The sequence below is a fragment of the Paenibacillus sp. FSL L8-0638 genome, assembly GCF_038593075.1.
Taxonomy (GTDB): Bacteria; Bacillota; Bacilli; order Paenibacillales; family Paenibacillaceae; genus Paenibacillus; species Paenibacillus polymyxa_D.
Genome location: NZ_CP151960.1, coordinates 4,103,932 through 4,124,007 on the forward strand (window position 1 = coordinate 4,103,932; position 20,076 = coordinate 4,124,007).

18 protein-coding genes and 1 pseudogene are annotated in these 20,076 nt (G+C 44.5%); all 19 read right to left on the reverse strand.

The window, feature by feature from the left end:
- Positions 1 to 20: 20 nt before the first annotated feature.
- Complete coding sequence (locus tag MKY35_RS18285; RefSeq protein WP_029515500.1) at positions 21 to 827, reverse strand: alpha/beta hydrolase; 807 nt, start codon at positions 825 to 827, stop codon at positions 21 to 23.
- A gap of 86 nt (positions 828 to 913) precedes the next feature.
- On the reverse strand, positions 914 to 1,264 hold the full coding sequence (locus MKY35_RS18290; RefSeq protein ID WP_029515501.1) for a hypothetical protein: 351 nt from the start codon (positions 1,262 to 1,264) through the stop codon (positions 914 to 916).
- A gap of 13 nt (positions 1,265 to 1,277) precedes the next feature.
- Positions 1,278 to 1,421, reverse strand: a pseudogene (locus tag MKY35_RS18295) (methyl-accepting chemotaxis protein); the annotation flags it as partial.
- A 166-nt stretch (positions 1,422 to 1,587) separates the two neighbouring features.
- Complete coding sequence (locus MKY35_RS18300) at positions 1,588 to 3,045, reverse strand: 6-phospho-beta-glucosidase (RefSeq protein WP_342444455.1); 1,458 nt, start codon at positions 3,043 to 3,045, stop codon at positions 1,588 to 1,590.
- A 30-nt stretch (positions 3,046 to 3,075) separates the two neighbouring features.
- Entirely contained in the window at positions 3,076 to 4,989 is a 1,914-nt protein-coding gene (locus MKY35_RS18305; protein WP_342444456.1) for a beta-glucoside-specific PTS transporter subunit IIABC, read from the reverse strand.
- A gap of 107 nt (positions 4,990 to 5,096) precedes the next feature.
- Entirely contained in the window at positions 5,097 to 5,930 is an 834-nt protein-coding gene (locus MKY35_RS18310; protein WP_322252167.1) for a PRD domain-containing protein, read from the reverse strand.
- A gap of 585 nt (positions 5,931 to 6,515) precedes the next feature.
- Entirely contained in the window at positions 6,516 to 7,532 is a 1,017-nt protein-coding gene (gene moaA, locus MKY35_RS18315) for a GTP 3',8-cyclase MoaA (protein WP_342444457.1), read from the reverse strand.
- Positions 7,533 to 7,569: 37 nt separating this feature from the next.
- Complete coding sequence (locus tag MKY35_RS18320) at positions 7,570 to 7,803, reverse strand: MoaD/ThiS family protein (RefSeq protein WP_029515506.1); 234 nt, start codon at positions 7,801 to 7,803, stop codon at positions 7,570 to 7,572.
- Positions 7,800 to 8,240: a molybdenum cofactor biosynthesis protein MoaE gene (locus MKY35_RS18325; RefSeq protein WP_342444458.1), complete on the reverse strand. Its 441-nt coding sequence runs from the start codon at positions 8,238 to 8,240 to the stop codon at positions 7,800 to 7,802. Before MKY35_RS18325 ends, MKY35_RS18320 begins: the two co-directional genes overlap by 4 nt.
- 85 nt (positions 8,241 to 8,325) lie before the next feature.
- Positions 8,326 to 9,345, reverse strand: a complete 1,020-nt coding sequence (locus MKY35_RS18330; RefSeq protein WP_029515508.1) for a ThiF family adenylyltransferase — start codon at positions 9,343 to 9,345, stop codon at positions 8,326 to 8,328.
- On the reverse strand, positions 9,338 to 10,492 hold the full coding sequence (locus MKY35_RS18335; RefSeq protein WP_342444459.1) for a nitrate/nitrite transporter: 1,155 nt from the start codon (positions 10,490 to 10,492) through the stop codon (positions 9,338 to 9,340). The genes MKY35_RS18330 and MKY35_RS18335 overlap by 8 nt, the downstream gene beginning before the upstream one ends.
- A gap of 167 nt (positions 10,493 to 10,659) precedes the next feature.
- On the reverse strand, positions 10,660 to 11,205 hold the full coding sequence (locus MKY35_RS18340; RefSeq protein WP_342444460.1) for a hemerythrin domain-containing protein: 546 nt from the start codon (positions 11,203 to 11,205) through the stop codon (positions 10,660 to 10,662).
- Positions 11,206 to 11,212: 7 nt separating this feature from the next.
- Entirely contained in the window at positions 11,213 to 11,860 is a 648-nt protein-coding gene (locus tag MKY35_RS18345) for a response regulator transcription factor (protein ID WP_307347946.1), read from the reverse strand.
- A gap of 7 nt (positions 11,861 to 11,867) precedes the next feature.
- The gene (locus MKY35_RS18350) at positions 11,868 to 12,932 is read right to left on the reverse strand and encodes a sensor histidine kinase (protein WP_342426760.1); all 1,065 of its coding nucleotides are present in this window, start codon (positions 12,930 to 12,932) and stop codon (positions 11,868 to 11,870) included.
- Positions 12,933 to 13,385 (reverse strand): GAF domain-containing protein, encoded by a 453-nt coding sequence (locus MKY35_RS18355; RefSeq protein ID WP_307347446.1) that lies wholly within the window; start codon positions 13,383 to 13,385, stop codon positions 12,933 to 12,935. It lies immediately after the preceding gene.
- A 45-nt stretch (positions 13,386 to 13,430) separates the two neighbouring features.
- The gene (gene narI, locus MKY35_RS18360) at positions 13,431 to 14,114 is read right to left on the reverse strand and encodes a respiratory nitrate reductase subunit gamma (RefSeq protein ID WP_322252266.1); all 684 of its coding nucleotides are present in this window, start codon (positions 14,112 to 14,114) and stop codon (positions 13,431 to 13,433) included.
- Positions 14,114 to 14,680 (reverse strand): nitrate reductase molybdenum cofactor assembly chaperone, encoded by a 567-nt coding sequence (gene narJ, locus MKY35_RS18365; RefSeq protein ID WP_342446668.1) that lies wholly within the window; start codon positions 14,678 to 14,680, stop codon positions 14,114 to 14,116. The genes narI and narJ overlap by 1 nt, the downstream gene beginning before the upstream one ends.
- Complete coding sequence (narH, locus tag MKY35_RS18370) at positions 14,673 to 16,250, reverse strand: nitrate reductase subunit beta (protein ID WP_028542275.1); 1,578 nt, start codon at positions 16,248 to 16,250, stop codon at positions 14,673 to 14,675. Before narH ends, narJ begins: the two co-directional genes overlap by 8 nt.
- On the reverse strand, positions 16,240 to 19,914 hold the full coding sequence (locus tag MKY35_RS18375; protein WP_342444461.1) for a nitrate reductase subunit alpha: 3,675 nt from the start codon (positions 19,912 to 19,914) through the stop codon (positions 16,240 to 16,242). Before MKY35_RS18375 ends, narH begins: the two co-directional genes overlap by 11 nt.
- Positions 19,915 to 20,076: the final 162 nt, after the last annotated feature.

Below are 20,076 nucleotides of genomic sequence, written 5' to 3' on the forward strand. Positions count from 1 at the left end.
TGACTGCCTTTCTTTCGATATTACACACTAGCTAAATATTCTTTGATTAAATCGCTCGTTTCTCCTGGTTGGCTTAAATGAGGATAATGCCCCTTTGCTCTCATCTGCTGAAGTCTGCTATTTCTAAGATGGGTATGCAAATAATCCCCTACCTCAATCGGAGCAATACTATCATCTGAGCACTGGAGAATAAGTGTAGGAACCGAAGCATGCTGAAGATCAACACGGCAATCTGAAAAAAATGTAACCTCTGCGAATTGCCGTGCAATATGAGGATCTCTTGAACAAAATGCCTTTTCCAATTCTTCGGTTAAGTCCCCTCGCTCGGGATTCTGCATAGCAATGGGCGCCATGTAACTAGCCCAGCCAATAAAGTTCATTTGCATCATATCCAGTAATTCATCAATATCACTCTTATCGAAGCCCCCATAATAAGAAGGCAGGTCATTCACATAGCGTGGAGAAGGACCGAGCATGACAATGCGTTCAAAATATTGAGGGCTGCGGATCGATGCGAGCATTCCGATCATGCTGCTAACGGAGTGTCCGACGAATATGGTATTTCTTAAGTCTAACGCTTCCATAATATCCAGCACATCCTGGGCATACCCTTGCAAGTCACTGTATTTTTTCGAATCATAATACTTTATTTGAGAATCTCCCGAACCAACATAATCAAATAAGACGATTTGGTAGTTGTCGATAAAGCTAGGGACGATATAACGCCACATATCCTGGTCGCATCCAAAGCCGTGAGCAAACACAATCGTCTGGCTACCTGTGCCTAGCACTTTTATATTATTACGTAGGAGAATATCAACGGTCATTGTGAATCACCTCTCTGAGGTAGTATCTGTTCTATGGCTTCTCTTCCCTATTATATCGGAAAAGATTTGATTATGGATAATGACTCTCATTCATAAATCCAGCGTTCAATGATCCCTTTTACCTTGTGCACATGTTGCTGTGATAAGGAACAAATAATAACCAATTCGTTTTTCCCATTTGTATCTAACCAATAGTGAACGTCATCCTCTTCATTAACCGTTTCTTGAATGATTCTGATGGATTTATGACTTATTTTTGATTTAGCCGAAAAAATGGGGTTCATATCCATGACTTTCTGACCATTAGAAAAGGATGTGTTGTAATAAGGAATCACCCAGTTCTCCTTATCCTGATCTTGTACTACATTTAGAAATACACGCACCCAATAATCCTCTAGTTCTGTGTAACTCTGTTCATTCAACTCATTCAAATTCATACATGTAACCACCCATCTTATACACTGGTTGTCTGACGGCTTGCAAGGATTGTTCAATACGCCCTGTTGCTTCCTTGGTGCCCGTAGACATTTTGCGGATTTCTGTAGCGACAACCCCAAAACCTGCTCCTGCGTCACCCACCCGAGCAGCTTCAATCCAGCATTTAATCCAAGCAGGTAATATGTATCCACTTCCTCAAATTTTGATATCAGCCCTACCCTCTATTTCGTCATTTTCACCCCATGTATTTAGTGAAGCAGCGCGTACCGATTAAAATTGGCACGCGCTGATGGTATGACTTTTATGAAACAGGTACTAAGATTTAATCCAGCTGCTCTCCATTGGTTTCGATCACATTCTTATACCAATAAAAGCTCTTCTTTCTGGATCTGGCAAGTGTCCCTTTGCCTTCATTATCCTTATCGACGTATATAAACCCATAACGCTTTTTCATTTCTCCGGTTCCCGCACTGACCAGATCAATACATCCCCATGGCGTATACCCTATTAGGTCCACTCCATCAGCAATTGCTTCTTTCATTTGCTCAATGTGTTGCTTCAGGTAATCAATTCGATAATCATCGTGAATGGAGCCATCTTCTTCCACTGTATCTACGGCGCCAAGACCATTTTCAACAACCATTAACGGGATTTCATATCGGTTATAAATATTATTGAGGGACCATCTCAATCCCTGTGGATCGATCTGCCAATCCCAGGCACTTGCTTTTAAATGAGGATTCTTTAAGCCCATAGATAAATTCCCTCCCACCTTCTCCTGGTTAGGATCGGCACTGACACAAGTAGAAGAATAATAGCTGAAAGTATAGAAATCTACGCAGCCTTCTTTTAAGATGTCCTCATCTCCTTCTTGCATTGTGATCTGAATATTATGATCTCTAAAATAGCGTTTGGCAAATCCCGGATAAGCTCCTCTTACTTGGACATCTGAGCATAGGAAATTACTTAAGTTATCCTTTTGTTGAGCCAGCAGAATATCATCAGGATGACATGTAAGTGGGTAGGAACACATATAAGCAATCATACAACCGATTTTAAAGTCCTTGTTGATTTCATGACCCAGCTTTACAGCCTTTGCACTGGCAATAAATTGATGATGCAACGCCTGATACAGAACCTGCTCATCCTTCACTGTAGCATGGGCTAGCTCTCCATTCCCCTCCGGCATCATAGCTCCAGCCATGAATGCTCCAAATGACAAGGTTAAAATATTGATTTCATTAAAGGTTAACCAGTATTTTACGACATTTTTGTATCTGTTAAAAAGCACTTCACAATATCTCACATAAAAATCTACGACTCTGCGATCTGACCAACCATTATATTTTTGGGTCAAATGAAACGGTGCTTCATAATGTGAGATTGTAACCAAAGGCTCAATATTGTACTTTTTCAATTCTGCGAATACACGATCATAGAACTGCAAGCCTTGCTCATTCGGCTCTGCATCATCTCCGTTAGGAAATATTCTTGACCACGCAATGGACATCCTAAAGACCTTGAATCCCATCTCTGCAAATAAGCGGATATCCTCTTGATAGCGGTGGAAAAAATCAATAGCCTCGTGACTCGGGTAGTTCACTCCTTCTTCCAGCATAGGTGTAATTCTTCGGGAAGTCGTATGCGTTCCAGCCGTAATTACATCAGCAGTGCTTAAGCCTTTACCTTCTTCATTATATCCACCTTCAAATTGGTTGGCAGCCGTTGCACCTCCCCATAAAAATCCTTGTGGAAATTCCAATGTAGTTGTATTTTTCATTGTTTAATTCCTCCTCAACATTAATTAGGATTAGACTACGACGGTCAATAAGTCCTCTTGATACTCAATTGCCTTTTTCTCTGTTTCAATGACATCCAGGTAATTCGTAGTATTGGCAACGATAACAGGTGTGGTCAAAACATAACCAGCCTCTTTTATAGCTTCCATATCAAACTCCATAAGCAGCTCGCCTTTTTTAACAGCATCCCCCTGTTTTACTTTAGGATAAAAATGTTTGCCTTTTAATTTGACCGTATCTTTGCCTACATGGATGAGGACTTCAACACCGTGATCACTTGTAATTCCAATCGCATGACCTGACGAAAATAATGATGTTAATACACCATCTACAGGTGAAACAACCTTACCTTCAGAAGGTTCAATGGCAATCCCTTTACCCAGAGCACCTGTCGAAAAGGCTTCATCTGTTACTTCAGATAAAGACTTCACTTCACCTTTTAATGGACTCATCACCGTCTCTTGTTTTACTAAAACTTCTCCTTTAGCTGCTCCCGAGGTGTTATCTTCCTTTTTAGCTTCTTTCACTTCATCATCTTTAAATCCGCCAAAGAACATAAGCAAGAAGCCTAATACAAAGCTTACCAGGATACCGATAACAGCCCCATAAAATCCACTGTCTATTCCTGACGGACTGATATAGCTCGGGATCGCGAAAATGCCTAAGCCGCCAATGATATAGCCTTTCGTTCCCATCATGCCTATAATACCGCCGCCTACTGCAGATGCTATGCAGCTTAAAATAAATGGTTTCTTACGTGGTAATGTAATCCCGTAAATCGCTGGTTCTGTCACACCAAAAATTCCGGAGATGACAGCTGGAATGGAAAGTGATCTCAGTTTTACATTTTTGGTTTTAAACAAAATTGCCAGTACGACGCCCGTCTGAGCAAAGGAAGCTCCCAGCGTAGCAGCAAGAATCGGATCGAATTTAAGCACGGCTAAGTTGTTCATAGCGATAGGAACAAGTCCCCAGTGTAATCCAAAGATAACAAACACTTGCCAGAAAGCGCCCATGATTATGCCTTCAATAATTGGACTTAAGTTATACACAAAGAGGGTTGCTGCCCCAAGTAGTTGACCTGCCCAAGTCGAGAGAGGTCCAATCACAATCAATGCTAAGGGTACAATAACTAACAATGTGAAAAACGGAACCAAAAATGTTCTCACTACGCTAGGGATTACCTTTTTAAAGAAGTTTTCTATTTTTGAGCCTACATAGGTGGATATGATAATCGGAAGAACGGTTGACGCATAACTCATCAGAATGACCGGAATGCCTAAGAAGGTGATATATACCGGTGACTCAAATATAGTACCGCTAAATAGAGTGTATAGTGGTTTGCCCGAGGCTGTTATCGTGCTAAATGTGGGGTACACAAGCGATGCACCTATAGCCATACCTATGAAAATATTGGCATTGAACTTTTTAGCTGATGTATACCCCAGGAAAATAGGAAAGAAGTAAAACAAACAATCACCTAAAGCATTGAGAATTTGATAGGTACCCGATGTAGTGGTCAGCCAGCCCAAAGCTACAAATAGGGCAGTGAAGCCCTTAATCATACCTGTGGCACTTAAGACACCTAACGTGGGTGTAAATACACCTGAAATAGTATCAATGAATCTATTGAACAAACTCATTTTTTCACCTGATGCTTCTTCTGAATCTCCTGTCTGAAAACCACCCATAGCAGTAACATCAGCATAAACCTCAGGTACATGGTTACCTATAACAACCTGATATTGCCCGCCACTCTTTACCACAGTGACAACACCATCCATATTTTTCAAAACCTCTGTATTGGCTTTACTTTCATCTTTTAGTTTGAAGCGCAAGCGTGTAATACAATGAGTTAGACTATTCACATTTTCTTTGCCGCCGACATTTCTAATGATGTCTTTTGCTAATGTCTCATACTTCATTGTAATTTCCCCTTTAATTGTATTTATAAAAAAAGGCGAAACCAAAATAGATCAAATTCGATCTAGGTTGGTTTCGCCTGCATTACCAGTAACAATCCAAGAGTTATTCAATTTTGTCTTTGGGTCACACGCTGAATATGAATCGTGATATACAGCTTTTCCTCATCTGACAATACCATATCCAAGTATTTCTCAATCTTCAGCATGCAGCCATAAGCCTTTTTGTACTTTGCTTTCACTTGCCTCCATAAAAAATCGTCTTCCAGTTCTACTTTTTCTTTTTTATTTAATCGCTGAAAGAAGAATCTTAAATGTGTAATAAATCGCTCATAACTGATCGAGTGTTCATCTATGGTGGTATTATAAGAGTATTTAATAATATTCAAGATGTCGTGTATTTTTTGAGTTTGCTGAGCAACATCTGCTACCTTGTTGTAGGAGCTGTTTACTTGAGCATTGATTAAATGAAGAGCAATATTACCTGCTTCATCTTCTGACAATCGTTTGCCTGTTTCGTCTTCAATAAACTCCAGTGCTTTTAAGCCAACCGCAAATTCTTTGGGATAAAATTTTTTGATCTCCCAAATTAACGGATTTGCATTTTTAAACCCTTCATCAAACATTTTAAATGCATTGTTCATGTGATCCGTAAGCGAAACATATATATAATCGCTCAATTGTACTTCTAATATGCTTTTTCCATATTCAATGATGTCATAGCATAATGAAACATATTCTGATGGAACATCCTCTAACAATAACTTAAATTTCTCTGAAGCATCTTTATGTTTAAGCACAAAGACCTTTTCAATTAGATGCTCTTCTACTTGTTCGCCTGCACTCTTTTTAAATGCAATACCACGACCCATAACAACAAATTCATCTCTTTTTTGATCTTTGGCTATTATGGCATTGTTATTAAAGATCTTCGTTATGATCATCTAACTGCCCCCCTTATCCCATCAAATTTAAAAAAGGATTTAGATGCTGGGCGAAATTTCAGATAGGTCACAAGACGGTAATAGCCGATCAAACCCTCGTCGTAAATCAAATTCAAATATATTGATTTACAATTTCGTGTTATGAAAACGCATTCATAATAAGAGACAAAGCCTTACGTTTTCCCTGAATGATCTTGAGTGCTCCCAAACCGATCTGATATTCCGTTCTGAAAATGGATATAGTCGGTTAACCACGTCCCATGACATCATTTTTCGGATGTCGATTCGTTGGTCGACGTCATCATCTTTGTTGTTCAGCACTTGTAAGGCTTTATATCACTCACCTTTCTGCGTTATGGCTGGGCAGTTTTTCATATCATGCAGGATATCGCAAAGCATGTATTCTAAAAAGAAAAGGCAAAACCCAACACATGGAAATTAAATTCCATGCCTCGGGTTTTGCCTTTTCAGTAACAATCCCAAAATCATAATAACATCGAATTTAAGTTTTGCCAACAAAAATGTTTGCGCTTTCTTTTTCGGAGCAACCACATCAAATACAACACACTATCATGGTATAAAATGTCAGCCGCCAATGTAGGACATGTTAATCTTTTTTTTGTTGTTGGCTGTCTGCTCCGTACGTTCATCGGAATACCGATCTGTGCGTTGTTCCCATACTGAAGTAATCACATCGAGCAGTTCCTGGTCATTCGCCCCGTTGCGAAGCATCTGGCGTAAATCAAATCCGCCTGAAGCAAACAAACATGTATAAAACTTGCCATCGCACGATAAGCGGGCACGTGTACAAGACGAACAAAACGATTCAGAAACCGAAGTAATAAAACCAATCTGTGCGTCGCTGTCTTTATAACGGTAACGTTTTGCCACTTCTCCAAAGTAATCCCGATCCATCGGCTCCAGCTCGTACGCATTCTTAAGTCGTTCAACAATTTGTTTTTTGGTTAGTACCTTTTTGAAGCTCCATCCGTTGTCATTCCCTACATCCATAAACTCGATAAAGCGAAGGGTTATTCCCTGCTCCTTAAAATAAGCGGCCATCGGCAAAATCTCCGAGTCATTAACGCCTTTTTGAACGACCATATTGACCTTGATTTCAAAGCCGATTTCTCTTGCATATTCGATCTGCTTCAAAATAAAATCAGGCTTAATCCCCCGCCCATTCAACCGCCCAAACAGCTCGGGGTCCAGAGCGTCCAGACTGACATTAAGCCGTCGTAGCCCCGCGTCATAGAGAGGCTTAGCCTGCTGTCCTAGCAGCACACCGTTGGTGGTCAAGCCGATATCTTCCACTCCGTCAATGGACAGGATTTGGGAGACCAGGTCGGGTAGATTCCTGCGCATTAATGGTTCGCCGCCCGTGAGTCGGATCTTTTTTACACCCAGGGATACAAAGAGCTTCGTTAGCCGGTGTATCTCTTCAAACGACAGACATTCATTTTGGGGAAGAAAGGCGTAATCGTCACCGAATATTTCTTTGGGCATGCAATAGGAACAGCGGAAATTGCAGCGGTCCGTAACCGATATACGCAGGTCACGAATCGGCCGCTGCAACGTGTCCTTCAGTGGATGAAAATTCATACGCCCCCTCCTTTCTAGTTGTTTAGCATCGTTATTATTAGCCACCGCTGACTGGGGGAATGAAGGCTGCAATGTCTCCATCCTGTAATACATCCGTAGACAACGCATACTCCTCGTTTATCGCAATTCGCACAGACTCGATCGGCATATCTGGATATTGATCTGTTATCCAATTGGATAAATCGCCTACCGTTTGGCCCGCCAAATCTGCCAATTCTTCTGTTTTTCCCGTCACCTCACGGAGTCCCGCAAAGTAGTACAGCTTAATCATGACTGATCTCCCCCCGGCTTTTTCTTTTGATCTCCGACCCACTGCGTTCCATCTTCCCAAATCTCCCGTTTCCAAATGGGAACTATTTCTTTGATTCGTTCGATCGCATATTCATTCGCCTCATACGCATCCGAACGATGAGGTGAAGAAACGGCAATGACAACGGCAATATCACCGATTTGAAGCTCGCCAATGCGGTGCGCGATTGCCACTCGTGTCCCTTCCCATTTCTGTTCGATTTCGCGACCAATCTCTGTGAGTTTTTTTTGGGCCATAGGGACATAGGCCTCATAAGCAAGGTATAAGGTCCGTACGCCTTGAGTCCATTCTCGTACGTGCCCTGTAAAAATAGTCACCGCTCCTGCTTCCGGCCTTAGGACATAATCCGCATAAGCCTGCGGGATAATGGGCTCCGTCACGATTTCAAATACACTCATCTTTTCCACCTTCCAGCCCCCGGACAATCCACTCTCCGGTGACAGACTCTTTTAAATATTTCTGCTTTTTGTATCTATATCTTATTTAACCGAACAGCTGATGATATAGTTTTTGACCGTTTGCAACACTCCGTACACCGTGTATGAGAAGCCTTCCGTTTTTGAATAAAATCATTCGATGCTTAAAAGCATAAAATTCAACGAAATAAGGGGTTCTTTTTACACGATCTGCTATAAGCCTGCCCATTTTTTCTGCATCATCGAGCGTGATCGGACGTTGTGGGTCTGGAAGAACCTGTACCACGTTCCGTCCGCACAGAGCAGCATACGCCGAGCGACGTGATGCTGTCAGTGCAGGAAACGTAGGATGTTCTCCACAGGTTGGACAATCTTGGTTACGGATGCGGGAAATCCCTATGTCCATCTGCGTGTTCTCCCATAAATCAAATAGATGAACCTTGCGACGCATCTTATCACGTCCGCCGCTCAGCCACTTCATGGCTTCTGCACATTGGAGGGCGGCTGTCACCTGGACTGCGGGTGAGATGATTCCAGCCGTATCGCAGGTCTGATTGATCGCAGGCAGCGATGGCAGAAGGCAGCGTAAACAAGCTGACTCGCCCGGCACGAATGGAAAAACAACGCCTGTGCTTCCAACACAGGCTCCATAAATCCATGGAATTCCTGCCTTCAGTGCAGCATCGTTGATCAGCAGACGAGTTTCGAAATTGTCCGTAGCATCCATCAGCAATATACTCTTGCTGGCAAGTTCTAGAACAAGCTCAGCATCTAAATTATCGAGATATGTGTGCAAGCGCACGTCTTCTCGTATGGCTTTCAGCCTTTTTTCGGCTGCCATAACCTTGGGCTGCATTTCCGCGGCGTCCTGCTCCGTGAACAGCTGCTGACGTTGCAGATTCGACATCTCTACGTAATCCCTGTCAACAAGATGAAGCTCCCCAACGCCCGCTCTTACCAGTGTTTCGGCGATGGCGGAACCCAGTGCCCCGCAACCGATAATGGTGACGACAGCAGCGGATAGATTACGCTGCCCTTCGCCACCAATGGGTCTAAATAAGATCTGTCTGGAATAACGCTCATTCATTAGATTGTGTCCCTTGATAATACAGCCATATGACGAGGATCAGGCTAGCCAGCGCCACTTGGGAGAGCAGCATGAATCCAATGGAGTAATGGCCAGTAGCGGCATGAATCGTCGACAACAAGATCGGAGGGAAAAAGCCACCGAGACCGCCCATCATGGATACAATTCCGTTAACTATACCTGCTTGTTTATTAAAATAAAATGGAACTAGCTTGAAGATGACGCCGTTCCCCACTCCAGCACATACAGCGATCGCCAAGCAGCCTACTGTATAAAGGGTGATCCCTGGTGAAAAAGCCAAAAGAATCGCAGCGACCGTATAAACAGAGAACGTGCCTACCAGCAGGAACAGTGGCTGAAACCGATCCGCCAGCCAGCCACCGATGGGGCGGAAGAAAGTGGCAATCGCAATAAAGCCTGCTGTACGCATCCCTGCATCCACTTTGGTCAGTTCAAAATTTGATACCAGGAAATTCGGCAAGTACACCGTGAACGCTACAAATGAGCCGAATGTAATAAAATAAAAGAGCGAGAAAAACCAAAGCTTCTCATTTTTATAAACCCCTTTGATCTGCTCCATAATGGGCGTCTTCACTTTAGCTTCATGACGGTCCCCAAAGAAGAAATTCAAAACGATAAAAACAAGCAGCAGAATGAGATACAGCTTCACTGTAGAGGCCCAGCCAATTTGAGTAGCCACAATAGGGGCCGAGAAGGTAGTGACGGCTGTTCCCAAGTTTCCTATGCCATACATTCCATTTACAAACCCATGCTTTTCCTTTGGATAATACTTCGGCAGCGAAGTCACCCCAACCGAGAACACAGCTCCTCCAATCCCAAGGAACAAGCCACCGATAATTAAATCCGTCATCGTAGAAGCTTCACTGATATAGTAGACGGGAAACAAAAGTAAAATAAAGCTAACAAGAAAAACGATTCTTGCTCCGAAGATGTTGGCATAATAACCAAGCGGGATGCGCAGAATCGAACCAAGCACGACCGGAATCGCCGTGACCATGGCCAATTTTCCGGGCGGAATAGCAATATCCTCCGTAATGAACGGCATAAGCGAAGAAATGATAACCCATACCATGAATCCAAGAATCAAGTTCAATGTTTGTAACGGCAACTGCATTTTTCTAATCATTTAACTCACCTTTTCAACGTTTTTTCTGTCGAATTATTAAATTGAATTTTCTGTCCCCATTGTAGCCGCTAGCCGATCTGTTCGAATATAGGGGACTCCCCTTTACCCGACAGGGGACTCCCTGAAAATATAAAAAAGCCGCTTCTATAGGAAGCGGCTTGGTCAATTCAAGAGATAAGTGTATTTAATTTGTCACATAACTTGGTCAGATCATTCCGATTGATCTGTTGCTCTGCCATAGGAAAAAGTACGGTTTCTTCTTTTATAAAATGTACAGTCAGCACTTCAAAGGCCTCTCCCGCGTTCTTGGCTGCCTCCTGAATGTCATCAAGGGTGAGCAAACTCAAATCGCCCTCCGTCTGATGAAGAAAATGACCGATATAGCCTTCTATTTCACGATGCTCCTCCTGTATACCGACGAGCGGCCCCTGTTCAAAACCAATGTAGGTTCCTAGTAGAGAAAAGAAGTGTTCTTCTTCCTTTTCAGTATGTTTCTTGAGGGGTACCCTAAAATCAATAATCTGCATTCTCAGCTTTTCCAGTTGCTTGCGGCCTTCTTCCAAATCTAGTACTCTGTTCTGCTCAAACCACAATACAATGGCATGCCATTCATCCATCAGATAGGTTAGATATCGATGCTCATTTTCAAGAATGCGCATGGCAGGTTTGGAAAAGCGCAGTTTCTCATTTTCCAGCACGCGGATTTCCTCCATTCATCGGCTAAAAATCCAGCATTTTTTTCTTTAATGCATATTGGACCAGTTCAGGCCGGCTTCTTAAATTCAGTTTTTCCATGATTTTCGCTTTATTTGCTTCCACCGTCTTGACAGAGATGAACAGCTTTTCCGCAACTTCCTTGTTACCGTAACCTTTTGCGACCAGAGGCAGAATCTCCAGTTCCCGCTTGGACAGGATCTCATACGGATCTTCTGATTGTGACGTCGTATCTTTCTTGATGAACTCACGAACGAGAGAAGTGGCCATTTTAGGATGGATATAAGTCCCACCCCCATAAATGGTTCGTATGGCAAGCAATAGCTCCTCATCTGGAGCATTTTTCAAAACGTATCCTGAAGCACCATTCTTTAAAATATGAAAAAGATATTCTTCATCGTCATGCATGGTCAGAATCAGAATTTTAGTATCAGGATGGTCCTCTTTAATCTTGCCTGTGGCAATCAATCCACTCTCGCCTGGGGGCATGCTAAGGTCCATGATCAGAATATCTGGACGATATTTAGCTACCATTGTATACGCTTCAATGCCGTCTGCAGCCGTTCCGACAACCTCCATATCCGATTGGAAGTTCAAAATCATGGAAAATCCGCTTCGTACAATTGCATGGTCATCCGCTAACACAATTTTGATCACGTCTTTATTCCTCCTCATGTCCAATCGGAATTTTTAGAAATACTTTGGTGCCCTGACCCACATTCGAAAGGACGCCAAAACTTCCGCCTACCAGCTCTGCTCGCTCCTGCATGCCATATAAGCCAAGTCCCGTTCCAATAGGATTGCTCCCCTTTTCAAAGCCAACCCCATCGTCCTCTACAGTCAAACGAAGCGTATGATCATGCTCAGACAAAGAAACTTTAACCAAGTCTACCTGGGCATACTTCAAGGCATTGAGAACAGCCTCTTGGCAGACGCGGTAAATGACCGTTTCCTTTTCACTTCCGTATCGCTTTTGGGGAAGATCCGACACAAATTCAACCACAAGACCAAAGCTTTGCTCAACCCTCTTGAAATGAGAACGAAAGGCCGCTTCAAGCCCAAAATCATCAAGTGTGGCGGGACGTAGTTCCACAGACAGGTTACGAATATCATCCAGCAACCGCGTCATGGATGCTTCGGTCTGCTTCATGTTTTTGATAAGCTGTTCATCATTTGTCATGTATTTTAACACCCGTAGTTCAACAACCGCGCTCATCAATTCCTGGGCGACGCTGTCGTGCAGTTCCCTGGAAAGCCGTTTACGCTCATTTTCTTGCGCTTCAATGACATGCTTCATCATTTTGTTTTGATACAATTTCTCCTGCGTCTGAAATTGCGGAGTCAAGTCCCTCAACATCAACACCCGTGTTCCATGTTCAGAATCAATGGTGTGAAAAGAAGCGGCATAGGGAAGCATTCCGTTGCTCTTTGTTTCCAGATATACCTGAAAAGAAGCGAAATCCTTGGATTCTGGCATATTGAAATAACAATCAAGACAGGTACGGGGCTCCGTTTCGCTTGTATAGCCCCTGCATGTTCCACACAAAGCTTTTTCCTTCCCTTCATAGAGTTGAATGAGAACGTCATCACTCACAATCTCCTCAGCTGCCGGGTTCATAGCTAGGGTGTTCCCTTGCCCATCAAAAAAGAAAATGGCTTCCGTACTGTTCTCAAACAACTTCACCATTAGCGCATTCAAAGAGCCAGTCCCTACAGATAATGTCAATTACATCACTTCCTTCCCGTTCAACTCACCAATTCCCCTATGCGCCAAAGCTTCCAAATCACGCAGCATGGCTTCGGTCATCAGCTCTTCTTCCCGAAATCCACCAAGCAGTACGCCCGCGACGCGAGCATCATTCCATAGGGGAACAGCCCCGAGACTCTTGAGCTTCTCGGATTGAACGATCGGATAGTTAAACAGGTTGTCTGCCCCCACATATTGATAAACAGATGGAATGAAAACGGATTTCCCGGTTTTAAACACGATTCCTGCTATGCCCTTACCGGATTGCAGCACAATCCGTTTAAAGCGATCATTTAAATTACCGGCTGCATTTTTCCATTTAATTACGTATTGATATTCGGCCGGTTCAACCAGAGCAAGCGCCATGAAATCATAACCGAAATGTTCGCGTATTCGCTCAAGCTCCCTTTGATAATCCATCCTATTATTCATCGCTCTCTCCTAATAGAATTAGGAAAGAAGGCAGAGCCCGCTTTCCTAATTCGATTTATGTCTTCTGTAAAGGATATAACTTCTGCGCACATAATTCAACGGAACACTCCACACATGTACAAGCCGGGTAAACGGCCAGAATGCAAAAATAGCAAAGCCCATAAGGATATGAAGCCTGAAAGACATCGGTACATCTCTCATCAGTGTCGGATCAACACGGAATATGAATAAACCGCGGAACCAGACCGAGATCGTCTCCCGATAATCGAATTCCGGCTGTACTGCATTCGTCACGAGAGTCGCGAACATCCCCATGCATACAATGGCCAAAAGCAATACGTTTACTATCAAATCAGACGCCGTACTTAAATGGCGCACATTGCGTATTGTAAATCGACGAGAGGTAAGAATCAACATACCGAGGAACGTCATCGCTCCAAATATTCCACCAATATAAACTGCTCCAATATGATATAGATGATCGTTTACACCCAGTGCATGCATCCAGGTTTTTGGTATGCCCAGACCGGATACATGACCCATAATAACCGGGATAATACCCAGGTGGAATAAGAGACTTCCGATCATCAATTGTTTCTTTTCAATAAACTCACTTGATTTCGCTGTCCAATTGAACTGATCATTTCTGTAGCGGAAAATATGCCCTACAATAAAGACGACCACACACATATAAGGGAAAATAACCCATAAAAACTGCTCTAGCATCATCATTGCGCAGCTGCCTCCTGTTCTACGCATGCTTTAAGCGTTTCGCGCAGTCCCTTGACCAGATGAAAATACGGGCTTTTCATTTTCTCCAGCGCTTTAAGTAAATGATATGTGCCGTCTTCCAGGATCGCGATTGGCATGCGGAAGTTTTCTGTCGTCTTCGGATCTTGCGACCATTCGGCGGCATACAGAAATTCACACATGAGCGGAAGGTAATCTGGTAGCTCACCATCTGGCATTTCAAGACCATACATCTCGTATAGCACCTTTAACTTGACCAACATTTGTCCCCGTTCTTTTGCATCTTCGAATTTGAAGTAAGTCATATATAGTGCACAATTTTTTTGAAAATCAAAGGTTTCTGTATACATTTCCTGAATCTCTTCCATACTGAACTCTTGCATAAGGGACCAGTAGGTGTTCGCATACGTATATGCCGGATGGTTTGGATCAAACGATGCTTCCAGAAAAGCCGGATGAAAATCCAGCTTTTCCGGGTACATGAGTTGTTGGGCGAAAAACCCGAATGATGGCTTGCATTCATACAGCTTCGCTACATTAATCACGCCAAATACCCCCGTAGAAGTTTTCTTCATACATTTCTTTGCCCGTTTTCAAAGGCTCTTCCATCCCCATTGAACTTGCCATACTACAGCCGTCACATCCAGAGCCTGAACCCATATTTCCCATGGTATCGCCGTAACCCGCAGACCCTTGAGCCCGGTACGGATTCGAATATCCTTCTTTATGCGACGTTGGAATGACGAAACGATCCTCATACTTGGCAATCGCCAGAAGCCGATACATCTGCTCAGTCTGCCGAGGTGTCATGCCAATGCGCTCAAGACGGCTTTCATCAAAAGATTGTCCTGTGGATTGAGCACGCATATAAGAGCGCATCATAGCCATTCTTTGCAAGGATTCCTTCACGGTTTGGGTGTCGCCCGCCGTCAGCATATTGGCAAGGTACTGAATAGGGGTACGCATTTCTTCGATAGCCGGAAAAATCATATCGGGATTCTCAATCGAGTCTTTCCCTTCAAAGTAATTCATGATCGGGCTAAGTGGTGGAACATACCAGACCATAGGTAATGTGCGATATTCCGGATGAAGCGGGAATGCCAGCTTGTGCTCAATGGCAAGCTTGTAGACCGGCGAGTTCTGCGCTGCTTCAATCCAGTCCTCCGAGATGCCGTCTTTTCTCGCTTGAGCGATCACTGCCGGATCACTAGGATCCATGAACAGGTCACACTGCGCCTTATAAAGCTCTTTCTCGTCCTGCGTAGAAGCGGCCTCAAGCACCCGATCCGCGTCATACAGCATAACACCGAGGTAGCGAATTCGTCCTGTACATGTCTCGGAGCAGACTGTCGGCAGGCCTGCTTCCACACGTGGGAAACAGAAGGTACATTTTTCCGCTTTGTTCGTCTGCCAGTTAAAGTACACTTTTTTGTATGGGCAGCCCGTCATGCAATACCGCCAGCCGCGACATGCTTCCTGATCCACGAGCACAATTCCGTCCTCGTCCCGTTTGTACATAGCACCTGAAGGACAGGACGCGACACAGCTCGGATTTAAACAATGTTCGCAAAGCCGTGGGAGATAAACCATGAACGACTTCTCAAAGTTAAATTTAATCTCTTCTTCGATTTTCTGAATATTTGGATCAAGCGGACCGGTTACATGCGCACCCGCCAGGTCATCTTCCCAGTTTGGACCCCACTCCAAATCCATTTTTTCACCCGTTACCGCAGAGTGCGCGCGTGCCACAGGTGAATGCTTCTGTTCGCCAGCGTTGGTCAGTTGCTCGTAATTGTAAGTCCAGGGCTCATAATAATCTTTCATTTCCGGCATGTCTGGATTGTAAAAAATCTTACCCAGTGCTATCTTGGACAGCTTGTTGCCTGACTTCAATTCCAATTTCCCTTTGCGGAGCTGCCAGCCGCCTTTATATAATTCCTGATCTTCCCAGCGCTTCGGATAACCGATACCGGGTTTAGTCTCCACATTGTTAAACCACATATATTCCGCACCTTTGCGGTTCGTCCAGGTTGTTTTACATGTCACGCTGCACGTATGGCAGCCAATACATTTATCCAGGTTCATGACCATGGCAATTTGAGCTTTAATCTTCAAGCCAGTTAACCTCCTTCATTTTACGTACCGCAACGTACACATCACGCTGGTTGCCGATTGGACCATAATAGTTGAATCCATAACTAAGCTGAGCATATCCACCGACCATCTGGGTTGGTTTAAGATGAATTCTTGTTGGTGCGTTATGACTACCGCCGCGTGTATCCGTGATTTCAGAGCCTGGCACTTGAATGTGCTTATCCTGAGCATGGTACATGAACATAGTCCCTCTTGGCATCCGATGGCTGACAACGGCCCGGGCGGTTACGACGCCATTACGGTTGTATACCTCTACCCAGTCATTGTCAGCAAGATCGTGCGCCTCTGCGTCTTCATTGTTGATCCATACGGTAGGACCTCCACGAAACAGCGTAAGCATGTGCTGGTTATCCTGGTAGGTGGAGTGAATATTCCATTTACCGTGCGGTGTCAGATAGCGAAGCACGAGTGAATCTTGTCCGCCTTTTATTTCCCGATCCCGAGGACCGAACACCATCGGTGGCAACGTCGGTTTGTAGATCGGCAATGATTCTCCAAATTGTTGGAAAATCTCATGATCAATATAGAAATGCTGTCTTCCCGTCAAAGTACGAAACGGAACGAGACGTTCAATATTCGTTGTAAATGGTGAATAGCGGCGTCCCTTCTTGTTCGATCCAGTGAATACTGGTGTCGGTATAACTTCCCGTGGCTGTGCCGTTATACTTTGGAAAGTGATCCTTTCCGCTGCCCGATCAGCCGAGATGTCTTTAAGTTCAACACCGTGGAGCTCTTCTGCCTGCTCATAAGCCTTTTGCGACACCCGTCCATTAGTCGCGGATGAAAGATGAAGAATTGCATTGGCCACTTGGCGAGCTGTCTGGATTTTTGGCAGTCCGTCTTTAATGGACTCATCGTAATAAACTCCGTTCAACTTTTTCATTTCCTCATATTCTTCTGCTACGGAGAAGCTGACGCCATGCGCACCTGCTTTCCCAGTAGTCAAATTCGGACCGAGTGAGATAAATTTATCGTGAATTTTAGTATAGTCACGTTCGATGATGCTGAAATTTGGCATGGTTTTACCCGGGGTCGCTTCAATCTCACCCTTCGTCCAATCCTTTACAAGACCCATCGGCTGTGAAATTTCACCCACACTGTCGTGTGCGAGCGGCGCGGTCACAAGGTCTTTATATATACCTGGCAGGTACTCTTTCGCCATATTAGAAAAGACTTCGGAAAGCTGGCGGTAAATATCCCAGTCCGCACGGGATTCCCACAGTGGATTAACGGCCGGATTAAACGGGTGTACGAAAGGATGCATATCGGTGGACGACAAATCCGTTTTCTCGTACCAGGTTGCCGCCGGAAGCACGATATCCGCGTACAATGGGGTTGTCGTCATCCGGAAATCAAGTGCAACCATCAGATCAAGCTTTCCTTCCACATCTTCTCTCCAGACGATTTCCTCCGGTTTCTGCTCCTCGTTCGGCCGAGCAAGCAGGGCATCGGATGCTCCGAGTAAATGTTTCATGAAATACTCTTGTCCCTTCGCCGAACTGGAAATCAGATTGGATCGCCAAACAAAGAGTGAACGCGGGAAGTTCTCGGCTGCCCCAGGATCTTCTACAGCGAAGCGTGTCTTACGTGATTTAATCTCTTCCACAGAATGTTTAATGATGTCCTCGTTGGACTTTTTGCCTAATTGCGCTGCCTCTTCGGCGAACAACAGACTATTTTTATTAAACTGTGGATAAGAAGGCAGCCAACCCAGACGCGCTGCGAGCACGTTGTAGTCTGCTGGATGTCTGTAACTGACATCCCCGCCAGTCGGTGACTTCAAGGTGTCTGTTCCACTTTCTTCGTAACGCCACTGCTCTGTTGCAAAGTAGAAAAACGATGTAGCATTTTGCTGTCGAGCCGCCCCTTGCCAGTCTTTTGCAAAGGCAATCGTTGACCAGCCTTCGATTGGACGGAGCTTTTCTTGACCCACATAATGCGCCCAGCCTCCACCGTTTACACCTTGGGAAGCCGTCAACACAACAAGATTCAAGATGGACCGATAGATCGTGTCACTATTGAACCAGTGATTGATACCTGCACCCATAATAATCATGGAGCGCCCTTTGGTATCGATAGCATTTTGGGCAAATTCCCGAGCAATCTGTACCACAACAGACGCCTTCACACCTGTGATCTTCTCCTGCCAGGCAGGGGTATAATGCGAAGCTTCGTCGTAATAATTCTTGGCGTTATGAGAGCTGTCATTGCGTGCGACACCGTACTGGCTCATCATCAAATCGTACACGGTTGCTACGTAACGTTCCGAGCCATCTGCCAAGCGTACTTTTTTAGCCGGAATTACACGTTTGAATGTTCCATTACCCGCGTTATCAAAGTAAGGAAATACGATTTCTTCCCATTGCTCGCCATGACCTTCCACAGAGAGTGCAGGCTCAACTTTTGTTCCGTCTTCCCGCTCCAGAATCAGGTTCCATTTCTTATCCTGCTCCCAGCGCTGTCCCATCGTACCGTTCGGAACCAGCATTTCCCCCGCTGCTTCGTCATATATGACTGGCTTCCAGTCCGCATGCTGCGAAGCATCTCCAAGGTCACTCGCCCGTAGGAAACGTCCACCTTTCCAGGCTCCCTCGTGCGGATCAAGCAGAATCATAAACGGCATATCTGTATATTGTTTGGCATAGTTAATGAACATCGGTTCTTGGCGCTCTTTGTAAAACTCATCCAGAATAACATGTGTCATAGCCTGGGCTACAGCAGCATCTGTACCCGGATGTGGTGCAAGCCAGTTGTCAGCGAACTTCACATTCTCCGCCAAGTCGGGAGCCACTGATACAACTTTTGTCCCCTTATAACGTACTTCCGTCATAAAATGAGCGTCTGGCGTCCGGGTAAGTGGTACATTCGATCCCCACATGATCAGGTAACCCGCATTGTACCAATCAGAAGATTCCGGTACATCCGTCTGCTCACCCCAAATTTGAGGAGATGAAGGCGGAAGATCGGCATACCAGTCATAGAAACTCAACATCTGTCCACCAAGAAGCGAAATGAATCTGGCTCCTGAAGCGTAGCTTATCATTGACATCGCCGGTATTGGCGTAAAGCCCGCGATCCGGTCAGGACCATACTTACGAATGGTATAGATGAGTTGCGCCGAGATCAGACGCAGGACATCGTCCCAAGCGACACGGACATGACCGCCTTTTCCGCGAGCTGCTTTGTAGAGCTTGGCTTTCTCCGGATCTTCCACAATGCTTGCCCATGCTTCCACCGGATTGGCATGTTCCTGGATGGCAGCCTGCCAAAGCCGCAACAGCTTACCGCGCATATAAGGGTATTTCACACGTAATGGACTGTATTCATACCAGGAAAATGTAGCGCCACGCGGGCATCCTCGCGGTTCAAATTCTGGCATATCTACACCGCAGGAAGGATAATCGATCTGTTGATTTTCCCAGGTAATGATGCCGTTTTTCACAAAAACCTTCCAACTACAGGAACCCGTGCAGTTCACTCCGTGAGTCGTCCGAACCACTTTGTCGTGAGACCAACGCTGTCGGTACACGTTTTCCCATTCTCTATTTTTTTCCTCAAGGATTGACCAATTTCCCGAATAGCTTTCGATCGGTTTAAAAAAGTTGAGGTTGTATTTTTTTTTCATCGATGACCAACACTCCTTTTTAGAATAAATCATCCCAACGCAAGTTCCATGGGAAGGTTCATTCGCTTACTCTCATTATGTAATTCATTCATCGCTGTTCCCATTAGGGAATGTCCTATAGCGCTACAGGAAATCCCTCGTTCTATCGAAAGATACAAAAAA

Excerpts from the sequence above, each read along its gene's own strand:
- MKY35_RS18325 (WP_342444458.1), bottom strand. The coding sequence starts at position 8,240 with ATGAGTGTATTTGAAATCGTGACGGAGCCCATTATCCCGCAGGCTTAT.
- MKY35_RS18290 (WP_029515501.1), bottom strand. The coding sequence starts at position 1,264 with ATGAATTTGAATGAGTTGAATGAACAGAGTTACACAGAACTAGAGGAT.
- MKY35_RS18310 (WP_322252167.1), bottom strand. The coding sequence starts at position 5,930 with ATGATCATAACGAAGATCTTTAATAACAATGCCATAATAGCCAAAGAT.
- MKY35_RS18305 (WP_342444456.1), bottom strand. The coding sequence starts at position 4,989 with ATGAAGTATGAGACATTAGCAAAAGACATCATTAGAAATGTCGGCGGC.
- MKY35_RS18355 (WP_307347446.1), bottom strand. The coding sequence starts at position 13,385 with ATGAATAATAGGATGGATTATCAAAGGGAGCTTGAGCGAATACGCGAA.
- MKY35_RS18335 (WP_342444459.1), bottom strand. The coding sequence starts at position 10,492 with ATGATTAGAAAAATGCAGTTGCCGTTACAAACATTGAACTTGATTCTT.
- MKY35_RS18375 (WP_342444461.1), bottom strand. The coding sequence starts at position 19,914 with ATGAAAAAAAAATACAACCTCAACTTTTTTAAACCGATCGAAAGCTAT.
- MKY35_RS18320 (WP_029515506.1), bottom strand. The coding sequence starts at position 7,803 with ATGATTAAGCTGTACTACTTTGCGGGACTCCGTGAGGTGACGGGAAAA.
- MKY35_RS18285 (WP_029515500.1), bottom strand. The coding sequence starts at position 827 with ATGACCGTTGATATTCTCCTACGTAATAATATAAAAGTGCTAGGCACA.
- MKY35_RS18330 (WP_029515508.1), bottom strand. The coding sequence starts at position 9,345 with ATGAATGAGCGTTATTCCAGACAGATCTTATTTAGACCCATTGGTGGC.
- moaA (WP_342444457.1), bottom strand. The coding sequence starts at position 7,532 with ATGAATTTTCATCCACTGAAGGACACGTTGCAGCGGCCGATTCGTGAC.
- narI (WP_322252266.1), bottom strand. The coding sequence starts at position 14,114 with ATGATGCTAGAGCAGTTTTTATGGGTTATTTTCCCTTATATGTGTGTG.
- MKY35_RS18340 (WP_342444460.1), bottom strand. The coding sequence starts at position 11,205 with ATGGAGGAAATCCGCGTGCTGGAAAATGAGAAACTGCGCTTTTCCAAA.
- MKY35_RS18300 (WP_342444455.1), bottom strand. The coding sequence starts at position 3,045 with ATGAAAAATACAACTACATTGGAATTTCCACAAGGATTTTTATGGGGA.